The following is a 14,918-nucleotide window of genomic DNA, read 5'->3' on the forward strand; positions in this document are numbered from 1 at the left end:
TTCGACTTGCATGTGTTAGGCCTGCCGCCAGCGTTCGCTCTGAGCCAGGATCAAACTCTCAGGTTGAGTTGACTATCTGACTAAAGCAGATCCGGTCGAAACCGGATTGGCATTAGTTCTACGTATTCTTGACGAGAACCACTTCGATCGACCCAAAAGGCCAACCGACATGGTTGTATCTTTCAAAAAGACCGCAGAGTGTCAGTATCGTCGTAATGACCATCACTGGTCATCGCTAGGACACCGCCGCCTGCGTTTCTCTTTCCAAATCAACGATTTCAAAGACCAATCCGGCGAACCCGCCGGAGACACTGTTTTGCGCCGGTGTCCGGCGGAGGCGGGGATTTAGGCGGGGGCGGCGTTCCGGTCAAGCGGCCATTTCGTGTTCGTGCGAAAAAAGAGAATTCAGAAGCTCCGGGTGACCTGAACACCGGCTCGAGCCCTCCTGATGCGCCGCGCCGGCTTGCGAGGGCTGGCCGCCCTGCCGCGTCGGGCCCGGACGACCGACAGCCGCCACGGCTGTCCGATCGGGCCCAACAGGCGGACCCAACAGGCGGGCCCGCAACTTCGAAGCGGCGGCTCCCGGTCAGGCCTGGCTTGCCGACCTGACCTGCATCCCGACCGGTGAAGGCTGGTCCTGCCTCCCAGCCATCCTGGGCATGCACACCCGCAGGATCGTCGGCTGGTCCATGCGCCAGACCCTGCATACCGAGATCGCCCTGGACGCTCTCAACATGGCCGTCCGTTGTCAGGCTGACCGCGCCAGGCCGGCAACCACACTTCCCCGGCTGCTGGCGTTCCCGCCGTCTGATCGGAAGGTGGGAGCTCTTCGCTCGATTGTTCTCCCGAAATCGGCCGGGTCGATACATTGGCGCAGCTGAGGCCGGTCGAGCGCTGCCCCACAGGCTCCGGACCGTCTTCCTGTCCTCCATCGCCCTCGCGGCAACCGTACTCGTCTGGCTATGAGTCCCGAACCAGGCGAGACTCCATACGGGCCGGCGGCTTGTGAACAGCCGCATCAGTCCGGGGGATACGCCTCCCATACGTCATTGGGCCAGGTGAAGTTGGTGCAGGTCAGCGAAACGCTGAAGTCCAGCGACCGGACCTGGTGCCACCAGCCGACCGGAATGAACAAGGCGTCACCGGGTTCAAGAACAAGGGTCTGGACCTTTATGCCCCGGGCAAGGGGAAACCGGTCGAAGTCCAGCGCCGGATCGGTGATGTCCTTGATTTCGCTGAAGACGTGACGGTCGTTGTAGAGCTTCGGCGTCTCGCTCGGAGCAACCAGCACGACCCGCTTTCGGCCGGTGATCTGAAACAGGACGTTGTTGGTCAGATCATGATGCAGGGGCGTGAACGTGCCCTGAGGGCCAATCCACATCATGCCAGCAGCCGCCCCCTGGGCATCCAGGATGCCATCGAGCCTGCCAAGATCGGCCTGCAGCGGAGCCAGGGCCTGATGGTTGGACGACGCATTGTAGGCTGTCAGATAGACGTCGGCGCCCGGCGTCGCTGCCTGATCCATGAAGGCGTCGAACGGCATCGTCTCCTTGTGCGCGTCCTTGTTGCGTTCGTATTCGCTGTCCGACGCACGACGCGCCTGAACCTCCACCGTCGCGGCGCCTACGGCTTGTCGCAGATAGTCGGGCGTCCATCGTCCAGATGACGGCCAAGCCGCCGCCGCGCCGCCCAGCACAACCGGTCGGTTGGCCGCGTAGAACTCGTCGAGAAAGGCCTGGGGCGTCAGACCTTCGTAGCGGAACAAACCATCGGCGCGCGGCGACAGCGACCGCATCCGGCTCTGGGCATGCAGCATCCAGTCCCGCTTGGCCAGGGTCGTGGCCGTCCCGGTGTCTGCGACGCTCCGGGGCGGCGTGGCGGGGGGGACGCTCACCGGGCATACGGCAGCACTGCCCTGCCCTTGCGTGAACGCGCGCGGGCGCAGCTTGGAATGGTGATCCTGCGGTCCTGGCGAACCATCGGGCATGACGCCGCGATAGTAGAGTTTTTGCCACTTCTCGGCTGGACGTGTCGGCGGGTTCCGCTCGACCTCGATCTGGAAGGCGTCGCGCGACCGGCTCCAGGCCTCGAACGCAGCCTTCAACTCGGGCTCCGACTCTATCGGCAGGAATCGGGGCTCGACCCCATCGATCACATCGCGCTGGACGGGGAACAGATGACAGATCACATCTCCCGCCTCGAACCGCACCCGCTGATTCGGCCGGGTGAAGCGCCAGTTCATGGTGAAGGTATAGGGCGACCAGTCGGTCTCAATCACGCCGCCCAGCGGGGCCACGCCGTCGCGCATCCCGTTCGGTGGCCCGCCGACCCACAGATTCCATCCGGGCGGCGTGCGGAACAGCGCCTGGATGTGGAAGGTGAAGGTGCCCTGTCCGAACAGGGCGACCGGATGGTCATGGGGTTCAGTGCCCGCATCAGGCGTAATGACGACGTCGTCCGCCCCTGCCCCCCCGTTCCACTCAGCCTCGAATCCGCAGGGCGCCAGAATCTCCCAGCCGTGGGCATTGGCGATGTTCAATGGCAGGCAGCGATAGGCAAAAGCCTCGGGCGTCGCATCCATCCAGTCGCGGCGCTGGGACGCCGGCCGGATACGCGGATTCCAGCCCTCATAGAGATAGCAGAGCAGTTCCATGACGCGATCCTTAAGCGATTCACGCTTTCGGCGGAGCCGCGATGCGGCTCCGCCTCAAACGAGTCAGCCCCGTGCGATCAGAACGTCAACCGCATCCGGGCCGTGGTCGCGAAGCCGAGCGGCGCATCGGCGACGTGACCCGGGTTCGACATCAGCATGGCGCCGACCCCGAAAGACAGACCGTTGCTGATCTGGCGATCGACATCGACCACCAGGTCGACCTCACGGGCCCCTGAAGCCAGTGATATGCGTCGATCGCTGTAGAGGTAGCTGTAGTCACCCGGCGCATTGATCAACACCTGGCTGGGCAGGTTCAGCGAGGCCTCGCCGGTCGAGATCCCCATCGGCCGCGACAGACCCAGGCTCAGTCGTGTGCCCGGGGCGATGACGTCCCGGAACTCGACGTTGATCGCCATCGCATCCGAACTCAGTCGGCTGAATCCACCGATCAGGGCGGTTCCACCGTCCGTGACGTCGGTTTCAGCCATCGTCATGCTCGCCGTCGCGGTGATGCGATCCGACAGAGGCGTGCGGATGGCAAAGCGGTTGAACCGCGTCGCCGCCTCCATCAGGCCGCCGTTCATCCGGAACGTCGAACCCAGGAAGGACTGACTTTCATCGACGACACCGGAGGTGACGTTCAGTTGCGACCCCATCGGCCCGTCGAACACGACGTCCATGACGGAGCCGGAGGCGTCCGATTCATTGAACCGGACCCGCGACCCGATCTCGGCCAGACCCATGTCGGTGGTGCCGAACATGCCGAAGCTTGCGCGGATACCCTTGCCGATGAAGGAAGCCGAGCCCCAGGCCTGACGGTCCTTGCCGAAGTCCAGCACGGGGATGGACATCATGCGGTCCGTAAAGCTGGCCGAACCGATCGCGCTGTCCCCGGAGAAGCCCAGGCTCTGGCCGATGCTGACGCCGTAGCCGACACTGGCCGCCGCGTTCTCGCCGACCGGTGAGGCCATTGAGAAGGCGCGTCGGACCTGCGCCCGCTCTCCGAATCCGCCACCCTGCACCCGCTGGCTGAAGGATAGGCGCAGCCCGTTTCCATTCTGCATCACGATCGCATCCTGAGCGACCGCCTGGTCGGCGACGATGCCGCTTACCCCCTGACTGGAGGCGCTCTGCAGCAAGGTCGATGCGCTGGCGGCAAAGACGCCGTTCAGCTGGTCGTTGAACAGGAAGTTGGCGTCAGCCAGACCGGCTCCGTTGCCGAATGCGGCCCCCAGCGACAGGGAACCGACCAGTTCAGCGACAGACACCTTCTGGCCCTGCTCGGTGCTGGTCGCGGTCACGCCCACAGGGTTGAGGGCGCGCTGCATGTCCGGGAAGCCGTGGCCCCAGATGTTGCTGACCCGGTGGGTGATCGTGCCGTTGGCGTTGGTATAGCTCGCCGTGGTGATCGTGGAGACCGTGGTTCCCGTCGTGAAGAAGCTGTTGTTCGCCGTAAACAGCAGGCGCGCGGTCAGGTCGGCCGCGCTGGCCGTCGGGAAGGCTTCGCGCAGCAGCGCCACCATGCCCGCGACCTGCGGCGTCGCCTGCGACGTGCCACCCTGGGATTCGTAGGAGGTGGCCCCGGTATTAGACCCGGACCAGACGTCCAGGCCATCCATCGACAGACAGAAGTTCGCTGCCAGTCCGCAAGGGGCGGAGTTGAGGAAGATGTTGTTCTCGATGGCCGTGGAGGCGGCGACGTAGCCGGCCCCGTTGCTCTGCACCGCCAGGCCGCGCGAGGTCGCATTGACCACGGTGATCCATGCACCCGACAGCTGGGTGAAGGCCAGCGGCAAGGCGGCGCCCAGGTCGGCGTCGTTGAGACCGCCGGAGCCGTTGGCCGTGGCGTTGGTGCCATAGTTGGAGTTGGCCCAGACGATCACGCCGCCGGCCGCCTGATAGGCCGCCATCGACGCCACTGCGGCATCCCAGTCCGCTGCCGTTCCCGAGCCGGAGAAGATGTTCGCCATCATCTGGCCGCTCGTGAGACCGTTAGCGTCGCGATAGGCCAGGGCGTTCCTCGCGGTGACCTCCCACGTTGCCTTGGCCGGGTCGGCATTCGGTTCGGTCAGGACCGGGTTCCACGGCGACGTCGCCGAAGCGGTCGGCATCGGAATGCCATACGAGTTGCTGGAGGACATGACGCCGACTGTTCGATACTCGTTGAACAGATCGCGGAAGCCGGTCCCGCTGCTCGGCGACATGCCCAGATACAGCGTGGAGCCGTAGGCAACGCCATGCGTCCCAAGCCCGTCACGCTCACCGCTCAGCAAACCGGACACGTGGATACCATGCGAGTCGGTGACGATGGGCCCCGTCGAGGTCAGCAGGACGATGTGCCCCGGATTGTCGAAATCCTGGTGCGTGGCAACGCCGCCGACCAGGTTGAACCCTGAGTCGACCACGCCGACCTTCACCCCGGCGCCCGTCAGGCCATAGCCGTAGGCGATGTGGATCTTGGCCCGCTCATAGGGGTTGGTCGCCCCGGTGGCTTCGGTCGTGTTGCCGGCCAGGGCAATCCGGTTCGGGCTCTGGGTCACTCCCCGGAACTCTGTCTCCGTCCGGCGGGTCTCAGCCAGCGTGGCGTCCAGCGTCCGGGTGGTCGGCGCAAAAACAGGCGGCGGCGGGGGCGTCGGCGTCGGCGTCGGCGTCGGAGTGGGCGTAGGCGTCGGCGTAGGCGTGGGCGTAGGCGTCGGAGTGGGCGTAGGCGTAGGCGTCGGAGTGGGCGTCGGCGTAGGCGTAGGCGTAGGCGTGGGTGTAGGCGTCGGCGTCGGCGTGGGCGTAGGCGTCGGAGTGGGCGTAGGCGTAGGCGTCGGAGTGGGCGTCGGCGTAGGCGTAGGCGTAGGCGTAGGCGTGGGTGTAGGCGTCGGCGTCGGCGTGGGTGTCGGCGTCGGAGTGGGCGTCGGCGTGGGTGTAGGCGTCGGCGTAGGCGTAGGCGTCGGCGTGGGTGTCGGCGTAGGAGTGGGCGTCGGCGTGGGTGTAGGCGTCGGCGTCGGCGTCGGCGTAGGCGTCGGCGTGGGTGTAGGCGTCGGCGTAGGCGTCGGCGTCGGCGTAGGCGTAGGCGTCGGCGTGGGTGTCGGCGTAGGAGTGGGCGTCGGCGTGGGTGTAGGCGTCGGCGTCGGCGTAGGCGTCGGCGTGGGTGTAGGCGTCGGCGTGGGCGTAGGCGTCGGCGTCGGCGTCGGCGTAGGCGTCGGCGTCGGCGTCGGCGTAGGCGTCGGCGTGGGTGTCGGCGTGGGTGTCGGAGTAGGCGTCGGCGTCGGCGTCGGCGTCGGCGTGGGTGTCGGCGTGGGTGTCGGCGTCGGAGTGGGTGTCGGCGTCGGAGTGGGTGTCGGCGTAGGCGTCGGAGTGGGCGTAGGCGTGGGCGTCGGCGTCGGCGTAGGCGTAGGCGTAGGCGTTGGAGTAGGCGTGGGCGTGGGCGTGGGCGTCGGCGTCGGCGTCGGCGTCGGCGTGGGCGTAGGCGTCGGCGTGGGCGTAGGCGTCGGCGTGGGCGTAGGCGTAGGCGTCGGAGTAGGCGTGGGCGTGGGCGTGGGCGTCGTATCGCTGTTGTTGTCCTCGGACGACAGCACGGTCGCGATCGCGGCGACAGCGATCACGCCTCCCAGCACGACGCCCGTCCCGACCTGCACGCCAGCGGCGGCGACGGCCGGCTGAACATTTCGCGCCAGAACTGAAACGACCGCAGACCCTTCGGACGTCGCAACGGCTGTTTCGAGATCGCCGATGAAGGCCTCGTAGTCGGCGGAAGACTCGTCGATCAGCAGATGATCATTGGCGGCGACGATCGTGCGAATGTCATCGGGATGGGCGACCAGATCGGCGGCGATCGTGCTCAGCGCCATGACCTGGGCGCCGGAACCCGACACGGCCACCGGTGTGGCTTCGGTGACGCGGGCATCAAACTCCTCGGCGATGGCTGCCGTCGGCCCGGCGGCAACCATCAGCGCCACAGCCGATACGCTCGTGAAATAGCCCAGGCCTTTGCGGCCAATCGTGTTGAACATCCGAATCCCCCCGCCCCTCAGGGCAATACAGCCGTTCTCTTTGGCCAACATTGGGTCCAGGGAGACACTCCTCAGTCTGCGAATGCGCACATTTGACAACCCATCGAAGCGGGTGAGAACAGATATACGCGCAGTGGGACGGGCGTGCCGCTATCGGCTCGTGGCGCCTGTCGCTTCGGACGCGCCGAAGATTTCCGCAATCAAGGGCGCGATCTCCGCGTCATCGTTCCACCGCATGAACGCGGCCCGGGGAAACGGCAGATTGCGCCATCGTTCATTTCTGGCTGCTGTCTGGGTCAACCGTGCGCGCAGTGCATCGCGATCGCCCAGCAGTGACGCCGCCAACGCGGCGGTAAGATTGCCGCCATGCCAGAACGGGCTATCGATGGCCGGGTCGCGCGCCATCATCTCCAGGGTGCGTCGCGCCCCGCCGGCGGCGAGCGCGGCCTCCTCCCTGGAAACTCGATCTATCTGTTTCTGATCGCCGATCAGGGAGGCCCACTTACGCGACGCTCGCAGATAGCCTTCGACGTCCCCCGTGCTTAGCCGGAACAAGGCGTCCGCCCCTGGCGCCGCAGAGTTTGTGGGAAAGCGGCGCTGAACATCGGCCAGCAGCTCCAGCGATTCGGTGTTCTCGCCCGACTGCCACAGGCCGATCGCATAGTCGGTCTGAACGGCAGGCGATTCAGGTGAAAGCATCACGGCTTGACGGAGGTGCTCTACTCCCGCGCGCGTGTCGCCGCCGTCGATCAGGGCGTTGCCGAACCACAGGTGGATAAGGTCGTCGGACGGTCTGGCTCTCAAAGCCCGGACGAAATACGGCCGGGCCGCCGACAGGTCGCGTGTGGTCCAATATGCGAGGAAGCCCATGACCCGGTTTGCATCCGGATCATCAGGATCGAGGGCCAGCGCGGTGGACACCGCCGCACGCGCCCGCCCGAACGCCTCGTCCCGGTCAACGGAGTTGAACTCGCACGACAGGATGTAGGCGTCCGCCAACCCCGTGAACCCAGGCCCGAAATCGGGATAGAGCGCAACGATCCGCTGAAACCTGGTGATGGCCTTGGACAGGCTCTGCGGTGTCCGTTCGGCCCAGTCGGAGCGAGCACTCAGATACAGGGTGCGAAGGGCAGGATCGCGGATGGGCTCGACCGTTGCGGGCTCAACCGACCGGGACGACAAGGCGACGACCAGAATGATCGCGATCACCCCCAAAAGGGCAACCACCGCGACCCCCAAACGGTTGAGCGGGCCGCGGGACGGCAATACCGACGGGCTGGCGAGGTCAGGGACATTCTGGCTTGCCACATCGTCGATGTCATTTGCCGGCGTCTGACCCCGATCACCCCCTTCAGCTTCCAGCCACCTGTCGAGGGCTTCGCGCGTCGCATAGACAGACCCGCCATCGCGCGTTCGGATGACCGGAAAACCATCCCGCTTGGACCAGCGAATGGCCGTGCTCTGATTGACGTTGAGATGGGCGGCGATGGATTTCCAGCCCCGCAATCGGCGTTCCTCAATTGCCACGACCCCTCCCCAAGGACGTTTGACAGCCATGGACCGCCACCCGTCGTGCTGTAGCGATGGAAGGTCTCCGTGTCATGAAGCGGACAGCAGGGGTCAGATTCCGATTGGTGCTGTCAGGGTAAACTCGCGTGGTCGAAAAGGCCCCTGCCCTTCCCTTGTTCAGGAGCCGAACTCGTCGATGGAAATGACGCAGCTCGAGCTGATCCAAGGGCAGCAAGGCAGGAGGCCAGCCCGTCCGTCGTGCTGAGCTGAGGCTCAACAGGCTGATTTCGGAGACGCCGTCGGAGCAGCTTCAGGGCGGCTTCGGTCTCCCGCCGGTTCTGGACGACAGGGTCCAGAACCTCGCCTTGGTCATCGACTGCTCTCAACAGATACATGCACTTTCCATCGGAAAAACCGGAAACAGGTTGGCGAGACTGACGCGCCGACGGACAGCCGCCTCTCCTCAGGAGTTGAACAACGGTCCTGCGAGCTGGAATGCGGCGAGGGCGAGGATCAGGAAGCCAATGGCCAGGGCGAAGGGCCGGACCGGCAAGACCCTGGCGATACGCGCGGCCAGCGGCGCGGCGATCACGCCGCCGCAGATCAGGCCGGCGACGGAGGTCCCGTAGCGCCGCAACTCCTCGACATCTCCCCAGTGGCCGGTCAGCAGCGCCGTCAGGAAGGTCGTTGAAACCGCTATGGCGACGACGGCTTCAGCGGCGTTGCCCGTACCCACGGCCTGGCGCGGCGGCTCGCCGACGCTGACCAGCGTGGTGGTGACCGTCGGACCCCAGCCCCCTCCCCCGAGGGCGTCGAGGAATCCGCCGAGTACGCCGAGCGGCGCCGCGCCCGGAGGAGGCACCAGCCGGATGCGGATATCCTTTGTGGCCCTGAAAAGGATGACCAGCCCCATCAACGCCAGCCAGCCGAGCACGAACGGCTTGATGACCTTGCCGTCGATGGAGGTCAGCAGGATGCCCCCGGCGACGCCCCCGATCACGCCGCCGATCGCAAGCGGCCAGAACAGCGCCCATCGAATATTGCCGTTGATGAAGTGGGAAGCCCCCGACGCCGTGCCGGTGAAGACCTTCGCGGCATGGACGCTGGCCGAGGCCGCGGCGGGCGGCGTCCCCAGACTGAGGAGCAGGGTCGAGGAGATGACGCCGAACGCCATGCCCAGGGCGCCGTCGACGATCTGTGCTGCAAACCCGACCAGCAGAAACAGGAGAAAGTCCTGCATCATTGGCTTCCGGAGACAGGATTGAGCCAGGGCGGCGTCGGCAGGCCCCGGGCGCTCAAAAACTCGGGATTGAACAGACGCGACGCGTAGCGGCCGCCGGGGTCGCAAAGGATGGTGACGATCGTCTTGCCGGGACCCAGTTCCCGTGCGAGCCGCATGGCGGCCACGAGATTGACGCCGCTGGAGCCGCCGAGCGACAGGCCCTCCCCGGCGACGAGATCAAACAGAATGGGCAGGAAGTCCGCGTCCTCGACCCTGTAGGCGTGATCCGGAGTGAAGCCTTCGATATTGCCGGTGATACGGCCCACGCCGATCCCTTCGGTGATCGAGGTGCCTTCCGACGTCATCTCGCCCCTGGTGAACCAGTTGAACAGGGAGGCTCCGGCCGGATCGGCAAGCGCCGTGTGGATCTGCGGATTGCGTTCCTTGAGGAAGCGCCCGGCCCCGGCGAGCGTGCCGCCAGACCCGACCACGCTGACGAAGGCGTCGACCTTGCCCTCGGTCTGTTCCCAGATTTCCGGGCCGGTGCCCTCGTAGTGGGCCAGACGGTTCGACAGGTTGTCGAACTGGTTTGACCAGAAGGCTCCGTGCGGCAGGGAGGCGTCGAGCTCCCTGGCCAGCCTGGCCGAATGGTGGACGAAGTGGCTCGGACTCGAAAAGGGCGCGGCATCGACCTCGACCAGCCGGGCGCCGACGGCCCGGAGAGCCTGCTTCTTCTCCTCGGACTGGGTGCGCGGCATGACGATGACCGCCGGGTGGCCAAGAGCGGCGCCGACCAGGCTCAACCCTATGCCGGTGTTGCCGGCCGTGCCTTCCACGATGGTTCCGCCCGGCCGCAGCTCGCCGGAAGCGCGGGCCCGCTGAATGATCGACAGGGCGGCGCGGTCCTTGATCGACTGGCCGGGGTTTAAAAACTCCGCCTTGCCCAGGATCTCGCAGCCCGTTTCTTCGGACAACCGGTTGAGGCGTATGAGCGGGGTTCGACCGATCAGGTCGAGGACTGAACGTTGAGACGTCACGGGAATACTCTTGAATTCGGGGTGTCGGCTGGATCAGCCGGCGAACTGTGCCTGACGCACGAGATGAATGCCGCATTCTGTTTTTGCGGCTCCGGACCAGCGTCCGTCGCGAGGTGCGTCGTTCGCTTCCACCGGTCTCGTACAGGGCCAACAGCCGATCGACGGGAAACCGTTCAGGCTCAGGGGATGCCGGGGCAGCTGCTCGGCGACGAACCGCTCCTCGATCTGTTCGGCCGACCAGCGCATCAGGGGGTTGGCGCGCACGCGACCTTCGAAGAGTTCGAACGGCTTCATATTCGCGCGATCATCGGTCTGGTGCCGCTTCCGACCTGTGATGACGAGATCGATATCGGCCAGGGCACGATCCAGCGGACGAACCTTGCGAACGTCGCAGCAGGCGTCGGTGTCGGCTTTCCAGAGAGACCCGTCCGGATCGACACCTTCCAGCTCTCCCTTGAAGGCTGTCGCTATCCGGATGTCGGTCAGGCCGAAGTGTCGCGTCAGGAGGTCCCGGTAGGACAGCGTCTGCAAGAAATGCATGCCGGTATCGATGAAGACGATGGGCGTCGTCGGGTCGATACGGGCGACCAGCGACAGGAGAACGGCGGACTCGGCCCCGAAAGATGACAGGACGGCGGGGCGAAGACCCTGGTTGTCCTTGAGGGCGACCCACAGGATGTTATCCGCACGATCTTCGCGGACGCGGTTGTTGAAGTCGTCGGCCACCATGGCGCTGGCGCGCCGAGGTGTGCCGGGCGTCCCGGGAGGGGGAACCGGGGCGACAGGCGCGGCCGCCCGGCGACCTCGCCAGATCGGAAGCTCCCGTGTGGCCGCGGGCTGATAGACGGCGCTGAATACCCCGTCCATGCGACGCCAGGCCTCCACGTCGGCGTTCGCGCCGACGACCACGCCGTCAAAGCCGGTACGGCGAAGATGGCGCGCCTGGTCGGGGATCAGGCGGCCGTCAGCGATCAACTGGCCGGTGAACCCGCGCTCGCGCAGCACCGAGGCCAACGAGAACCCCCGCCCGTCGCGGAAGGCGTCGAACTCCAGGATGATGATTTCGGCGGTCGCGGCGGCCGCCTCCACCTCATCCAGCGGACTGGTCACGGGCAGGCGAACGCCCTGCGGCGCCTGATCAAGCCACTGCATCGACGGTCTCATAGATTGCGTCCCGGAAGGGCTCGACTCCAGTACGACGCACGGCGGCCAGGAACGCCTCACCCTCGTTGCGAATTTCCAGATACCGCCTCAGCGCCCGCTCGACCGCGGGCGCCACGTCATCGGCCGGCAGGCTTCGGCCGACGATCTCGCCGAGCGCCGCCGTCTCGTCCGGCGAACCGCCCAGGGTGATCTGGTAGTATTCCTCGCCCTTCCGGTCGACGCCGAGAACCCCGATGTGACCGACGTGGTGATGGCCGCAGGCGTTGATGCAGCCGCTCATGTTGACGCGGATCGGTCCGAGCCGATCCTGGAAGTCGAGATCCGCCAGACGTTCGGACAGGGCCTGCGCGACCGGGATCGATCGGGCGTTGGCGAGGCTGCAGTAGTCGAGGCCCGGGCAGGCGATGATATCGGTCACGAGGTCGGCATTGGGGGTCGCGAGGCCAAGCTCGGACAGCCGCCGCCACAGCTCGGGAACATCGTCGAGCTTGACGTGCGGCAGGACCAGGTTCTGCTCATAGGCGGCCCGGACTTCGTCGAACGAATACCGGGTCGCAAGATCGGCGACCGCGTCCATCTGGTCCGCCGTGACGTCGCCGGGCACCCCGCCGCGGGGCTTGAGTGAGATAATCACCGCCGCATAGCCGGGCTGTTTGTGGCGTCGCACATTGTTGCGCGCAAACCGGCTGAATTGGCGGTTGGCCAGAACAAGACTGTCGAAGGCGTCGCTTTCCCTGGGAAGACGCTCAAAAGCCGGCGGAGCGAAGTAGGTCCGGATGCGCGCCACCTCTTCGTCAGGGATACGCAGGTCCTCCCGCTTGAGCGTGGCGAAGTGGCGATCAACCTCGTCGCGGAAGGCGTCGATGCCGAGGGAGGCGACCAGGATCTTGATCCGCGCCTTGTGAATGTTGTCTCGGCGACCAAGCAGGTTCCAGGCGCGCAGGATCGCTGTCAGATAGGGCAGGATATCCCTGGCGGGCACGGCCGGTGCGATCTCCTGGGCGATGTGGGGCAGACGCCCCTGCCCGCCGCCGACGAAGACGCGGAATGCCGTCTGGCCGTCATTCCCGCGCACGATCTGCAGACCGACGTCGTGGGTCCGGATCGCCGCACGGTCCTTGGCGGCGCCGATCACGGCGATCTTGAACTTGCGCGGCAGGAAGGAGAACTCGGGATGGATCGTCGACCACTGGCGCAGGATCTCGCACCACGGACGCGGGTCCTCGATCTCGTCGTCCGCGCATCCGGCGAAGACATCGGTCGTGACGTTGCGGATGCAGTTCCCCGAGGTCTGGATCGCGTGCATCTCGACCTCGGCGAGATCGGTGAGCAGGGCGGGAATATCGCTCAGGGCCGGCCAGTTGTACTGGATGTTCGTCCGGGTCGTGAAATGGCCGTAGCCCTTGTCATAGGTCCGCGCGATGTGGGCCAGGCAATGGAGTTGGCGGCCGTCCATGGTCCCGTAGGGAATGGCGACGCGAAGCATGTAGGCGTGAAGCTGCAGATAGAGACCGTTCATGAGTCGCAGCGGCTTGAACTCGTCCTCGGTCAAGGCTCCCGACACCCGCCGGGCGACCTGGTCGCTGAACTCGGTGATCCGTTCGCGGACAATGGCGGCGTCGAACTCGTCGTAGCGATACATCAGGCGTGATCCAGACTGTGACCGACCGTCGGCCCTTGGGCGCGGATGGTCTCCTTGAGCCGGTCGCGACCGGAAGGGCCATGGAGCTCGACCTCGACCAGGTAGGGCCCGACAAACTCCGACGGCTCAAGGAGAGCGCGCTCGAGAGCGCGGTCGGCGGTTTCACCGGCGAACCGGGCGGCCTGGCGGAAGCTTGAGACCGGTCGGCCAGCGACGCCGACATAGATGACTCGTCCGTCCGACAGGCGATTGGCGGTCAGGACCTTCATGCCGCGACTTCCGTCGACAGGAGCCGGCTTGAGGGCTCCGCCCAGGCCGCGACCTCTCCGACCACGAGCAGGGCCGGGCTGGCGATGGCTTCGCGCCGGACCAGTTCGGCGAGGTCTGCAAGCCGGCCTGTGAAGGTCCTCTGATCGGGCCGGGAGCCATTCTCGATCACCGCGACCGGCGTTTGCGGATCACGACCGCCCGAGATCAGTCGATCCTGAACATTCCGGGCGCCGGAGACGCCCATATAGATCGCCAGGGTGTGGTTCGGGGCTGACAAGGCAGACCAGTCAGCGGATGCGCCCCCCGGCCGGGTCTCGGCCGTGACGAAAGTCACAGCCTGGGCCTCATCGCGGTAGGTCAGCGGAATGCCGGCCGCCGCCGCGCAACCCAGTGCGGCGGTGATGCCGGGCACGACGATAACGTCGACGCCCGCCGCCCGGACGGCTTCAAGCTCCTCTCCGCCTCGTCCGAAGACGAAGGGATCGCCGCCCTTGAGCCGGACCACCCGGTGACCCTTGCGCGCCTCCGCGATCAGGAGATCCGCGATCTCGGCCTGGGGGACCGAATGGTCGTTCCTCTGCTTGCCGACATAGATGCGGTGGGCGTCGCGGCGGGCGCGTTCGAGGATGGCCGTCGGCACCAGGCGATCGTGGACGATCACGTCGGCGTCCTGAAGAGCGCGCAAGGCCTTGAGCGTCAGCAACTCCGGATCACCCGGCCCCGCGCCGACGAGGTGCACGACGCCCGGCGACGCATCGCTGGTGTTGAGCAGACGAAGCATGTGCCGGCGCGCCTCCGCCGTGCGCCCCGCGACGGCGAGATCGCGGGCCGGTCCGCGGAAGGCCGCTTCCCAGAACCGGCGACGCGCCGTGAAGTCCGGCAAGGTGGCGATCACTGTCTGGCGAAGACCCTCGGCAAGTTGGGCCAACCGATCGAGGCCGGCCGGCAGGGCGGCCTCGACCCGGGACCGGACTTCGCGCGCCAGGACGGGTGCGACGCCCCCGGTGGCGATACCGACGACAACGCCGTCGCGGTCGATCAGCGCCGGGGTGTGGAAGTCGCTGAGCGCGGGCTGGTCGACCACGTTCACCTGTGCGCCGCAGGCTCGACCCCAGGTCGCCACGAGATCGCGCAGGTCATTGTCGGCGACGGCGATGAAGACCAGGCGCGCTCCGTTCAGGTCCGGCTCGGTCGGCCAGCGCGGGATGGCGTTTTCGGCCTGGGCAGCCGGACCGGAGAACCAGCGGACATCGGCGCCGGAGCCGTCGAACAGCCGCGCCTTTGCGGCCGCGGCCGATCCTTCTCCGACGACCACGACGGTCGTGCCGGGCAAGGGGATGGAAGCAAGGAAGACGCGCATCGGACCAGCCCTGGCGCTCCTATGGCCAGGCTTTCGAACCGAGGCCTACGAGCGGGGCTA

General features: G+C 66.4%; 11 protein-coding genes, 1 rRNA gene and 1 pseudogene (1 of these 13 only partly in view). 2 read left to right on the forward strand and 11 right to left on the reverse strand.

All coding sequences use genetic code 11. The features are described from left to right. Nucleotides 1-66 (reverse strand): 16S ribosomal RNA (locus ACW17Y_RS10725); it reaches 1,395 nt to the left of the window's first position. A 379-nt stretch (nucleotides 67-445) separates the two neighbouring features. Between ACW17Y_RS10725 and ACW17Y_RS10730 the strand changes: the two are divergent. Then, nucleotides 446-782: pseudogene (locus ACW17Y_RS10730) on the forward strand (IS3 family transposase); the annotation flags it as partial. 236 nt (nucleotides 783-1,018) lie between these two features. Here the strand turns inward: ACW17Y_RS10730 and ACW17Y_RS10735 are convergent. Next, on the reverse strand, nucleotides 1,019-2,653 hold the full coding sequence (locus ACW17Y_RS10735) for a DUF6065 family protein (RefSeq protein ID WP_492035694.1): 1,635 nt from the start codon (nucleotides 2,651-2,653) through the stop codon (nucleotides 1,019-1,021). A gap of 77 nt (nucleotides 2,654-2,730) precedes the next feature. Continuing rightward, nucleotides 2,731-5,193, reverse strand: coding sequence for a S8 family serine peptidase (locus ACW17Y_RS10740; protein WP_492035695.1), 2,463 nt, complete (start codon nucleotides 5,191-5,193; stop codon nucleotides 2,731-2,733). Between the two features lie 40 nt (nucleotides 5,194-5,233). Between ACW17Y_RS10740 and ACW17Y_RS10745 the strand changes: the two genes are divergently transcribed. Continuing rightward, complete coding sequence (locus ACW17Y_RS10745; RefSeq protein WP_492035696.1) at nucleotides 5,234-6,304, forward strand: hypothetical protein; 1,071 nt, start codon at nucleotides 5,234-5,236, stop codon at nucleotides 6,302-6,304. A 500-nt stretch (nucleotides 6,305-6,804) separates the two neighbouring features. Here ACW17Y_RS10745 and ACW17Y_RS10750 read toward each other — a convergent pair whose 3' ends face one another. From ACW17Y_RS10750 to cysG, 8 genes are all read right to left on the reverse strand, one after another. Beyond that, nucleotides 6,805-8,181 carry a tetratricopeptide repeat protein gene (locus tag ACW17Y_RS10750; protein WP_492035697.1) on the reverse strand — a complete coding sequence of 459 codons (1,377 nt, stop codon included), beginning with the start codon at nucleotides 8,179-8,181 and terminating at the stop codon, nucleotides 6,805-6,807. A 113-nt stretch (nucleotides 8,182-8,294) separates the two neighbouring features. After that, nucleotides 8,295-8,558 carry a DDE-type integrase/transposase/recombinase gene (locus ACW17Y_RS10755; RefSeq protein ID WP_492035698.1) on the reverse strand — a complete coding sequence of 88 codons (264 nt, stop codon included), beginning with the start codon at nucleotides 8,556-8,558 and terminating at the stop codon, nucleotides 8,295-8,297. A gap of 68 nt (nucleotides 8,559-8,626) precedes the next feature. Continuing rightward, nucleotides 8,627-9,403 carry a sulfite exporter TauE/SafE family protein gene (locus tag ACW17Y_RS10760; RefSeq protein ID WP_492035699.1) on the reverse strand — a complete coding sequence of 259 codons (777 nt, stop codon included), beginning with the start codon at nucleotides 9,401-9,403 and terminating at the stop codon, nucleotides 8,627-8,629. Next, on the reverse strand, nucleotides 9,403-10,422 hold the full coding sequence (locus tag ACW17Y_RS10765; RefSeq protein WP_492035700.1) for a cysteine synthase A: 1,020 nt from the start codon (nucleotides 10,420-10,422) through the stop codon (nucleotides 9,403-9,405). The genes ACW17Y_RS10760 and ACW17Y_RS10765 overlap by 1 nt, the downstream gene beginning before the upstream one ends. Before the next feature lie 33 nt (nucleotides 10,423-10,455). Beyond that, nucleotides 10,456-11,574: a phosphoadenylyl-sulfate reductase gene (locus ACW17Y_RS10770; RefSeq protein WP_492035701.1), complete on the reverse strand. Its 1,119-nt coding sequence runs from the start codon at nucleotides 11,572-11,574 to the stop codon at nucleotides 10,456-10,458. Then, nucleotides 11,561-13,228 carry a nitrite/sulfite reductase gene (locus ACW17Y_RS10775; protein ID WP_492035702.1) on the reverse strand — a complete coding sequence of 556 codons (1,668 nt, stop codon included), beginning with the start codon at nucleotides 13,226-13,228 and terminating at the stop codon, nucleotides 11,561-11,563. Before ACW17Y_RS10775 ends, ACW17Y_RS10770 begins: the two co-directional genes overlap by 14 nt. Then, nucleotides 13,228-13,497 carry a DUF2849 domain-containing protein gene (locus ACW17Y_RS10780; protein ID WP_492035703.1) on the reverse strand — a complete coding sequence of 90 codons (270 nt, stop codon included), beginning with the start codon at nucleotides 13,495-13,497 and terminating at the stop codon, nucleotides 13,228-13,230. The genes ACW17Y_RS10775 and ACW17Y_RS10780 overlap by 1 nt, the downstream gene beginning before the upstream one ends. After that, complete coding sequence (cysG, locus tag ACW17Y_RS10785; protein WP_492035704.1) at nucleotides 13,494-14,858, reverse strand: siroheme synthase CysG; 1,365 nt, start codon at nucleotides 14,856-14,858, stop codon at nucleotides 13,494-13,496. The genes ACW17Y_RS10780 and cysG overlap by 4 nt, the downstream gene beginning before the upstream one ends. Nucleotides 14,859-14,918 lie beyond the last annotated feature (60 nt).

The sequence above is a fragment of the Brevundimonas sp. AVps7 genome, from assembly GCF_058681545.1.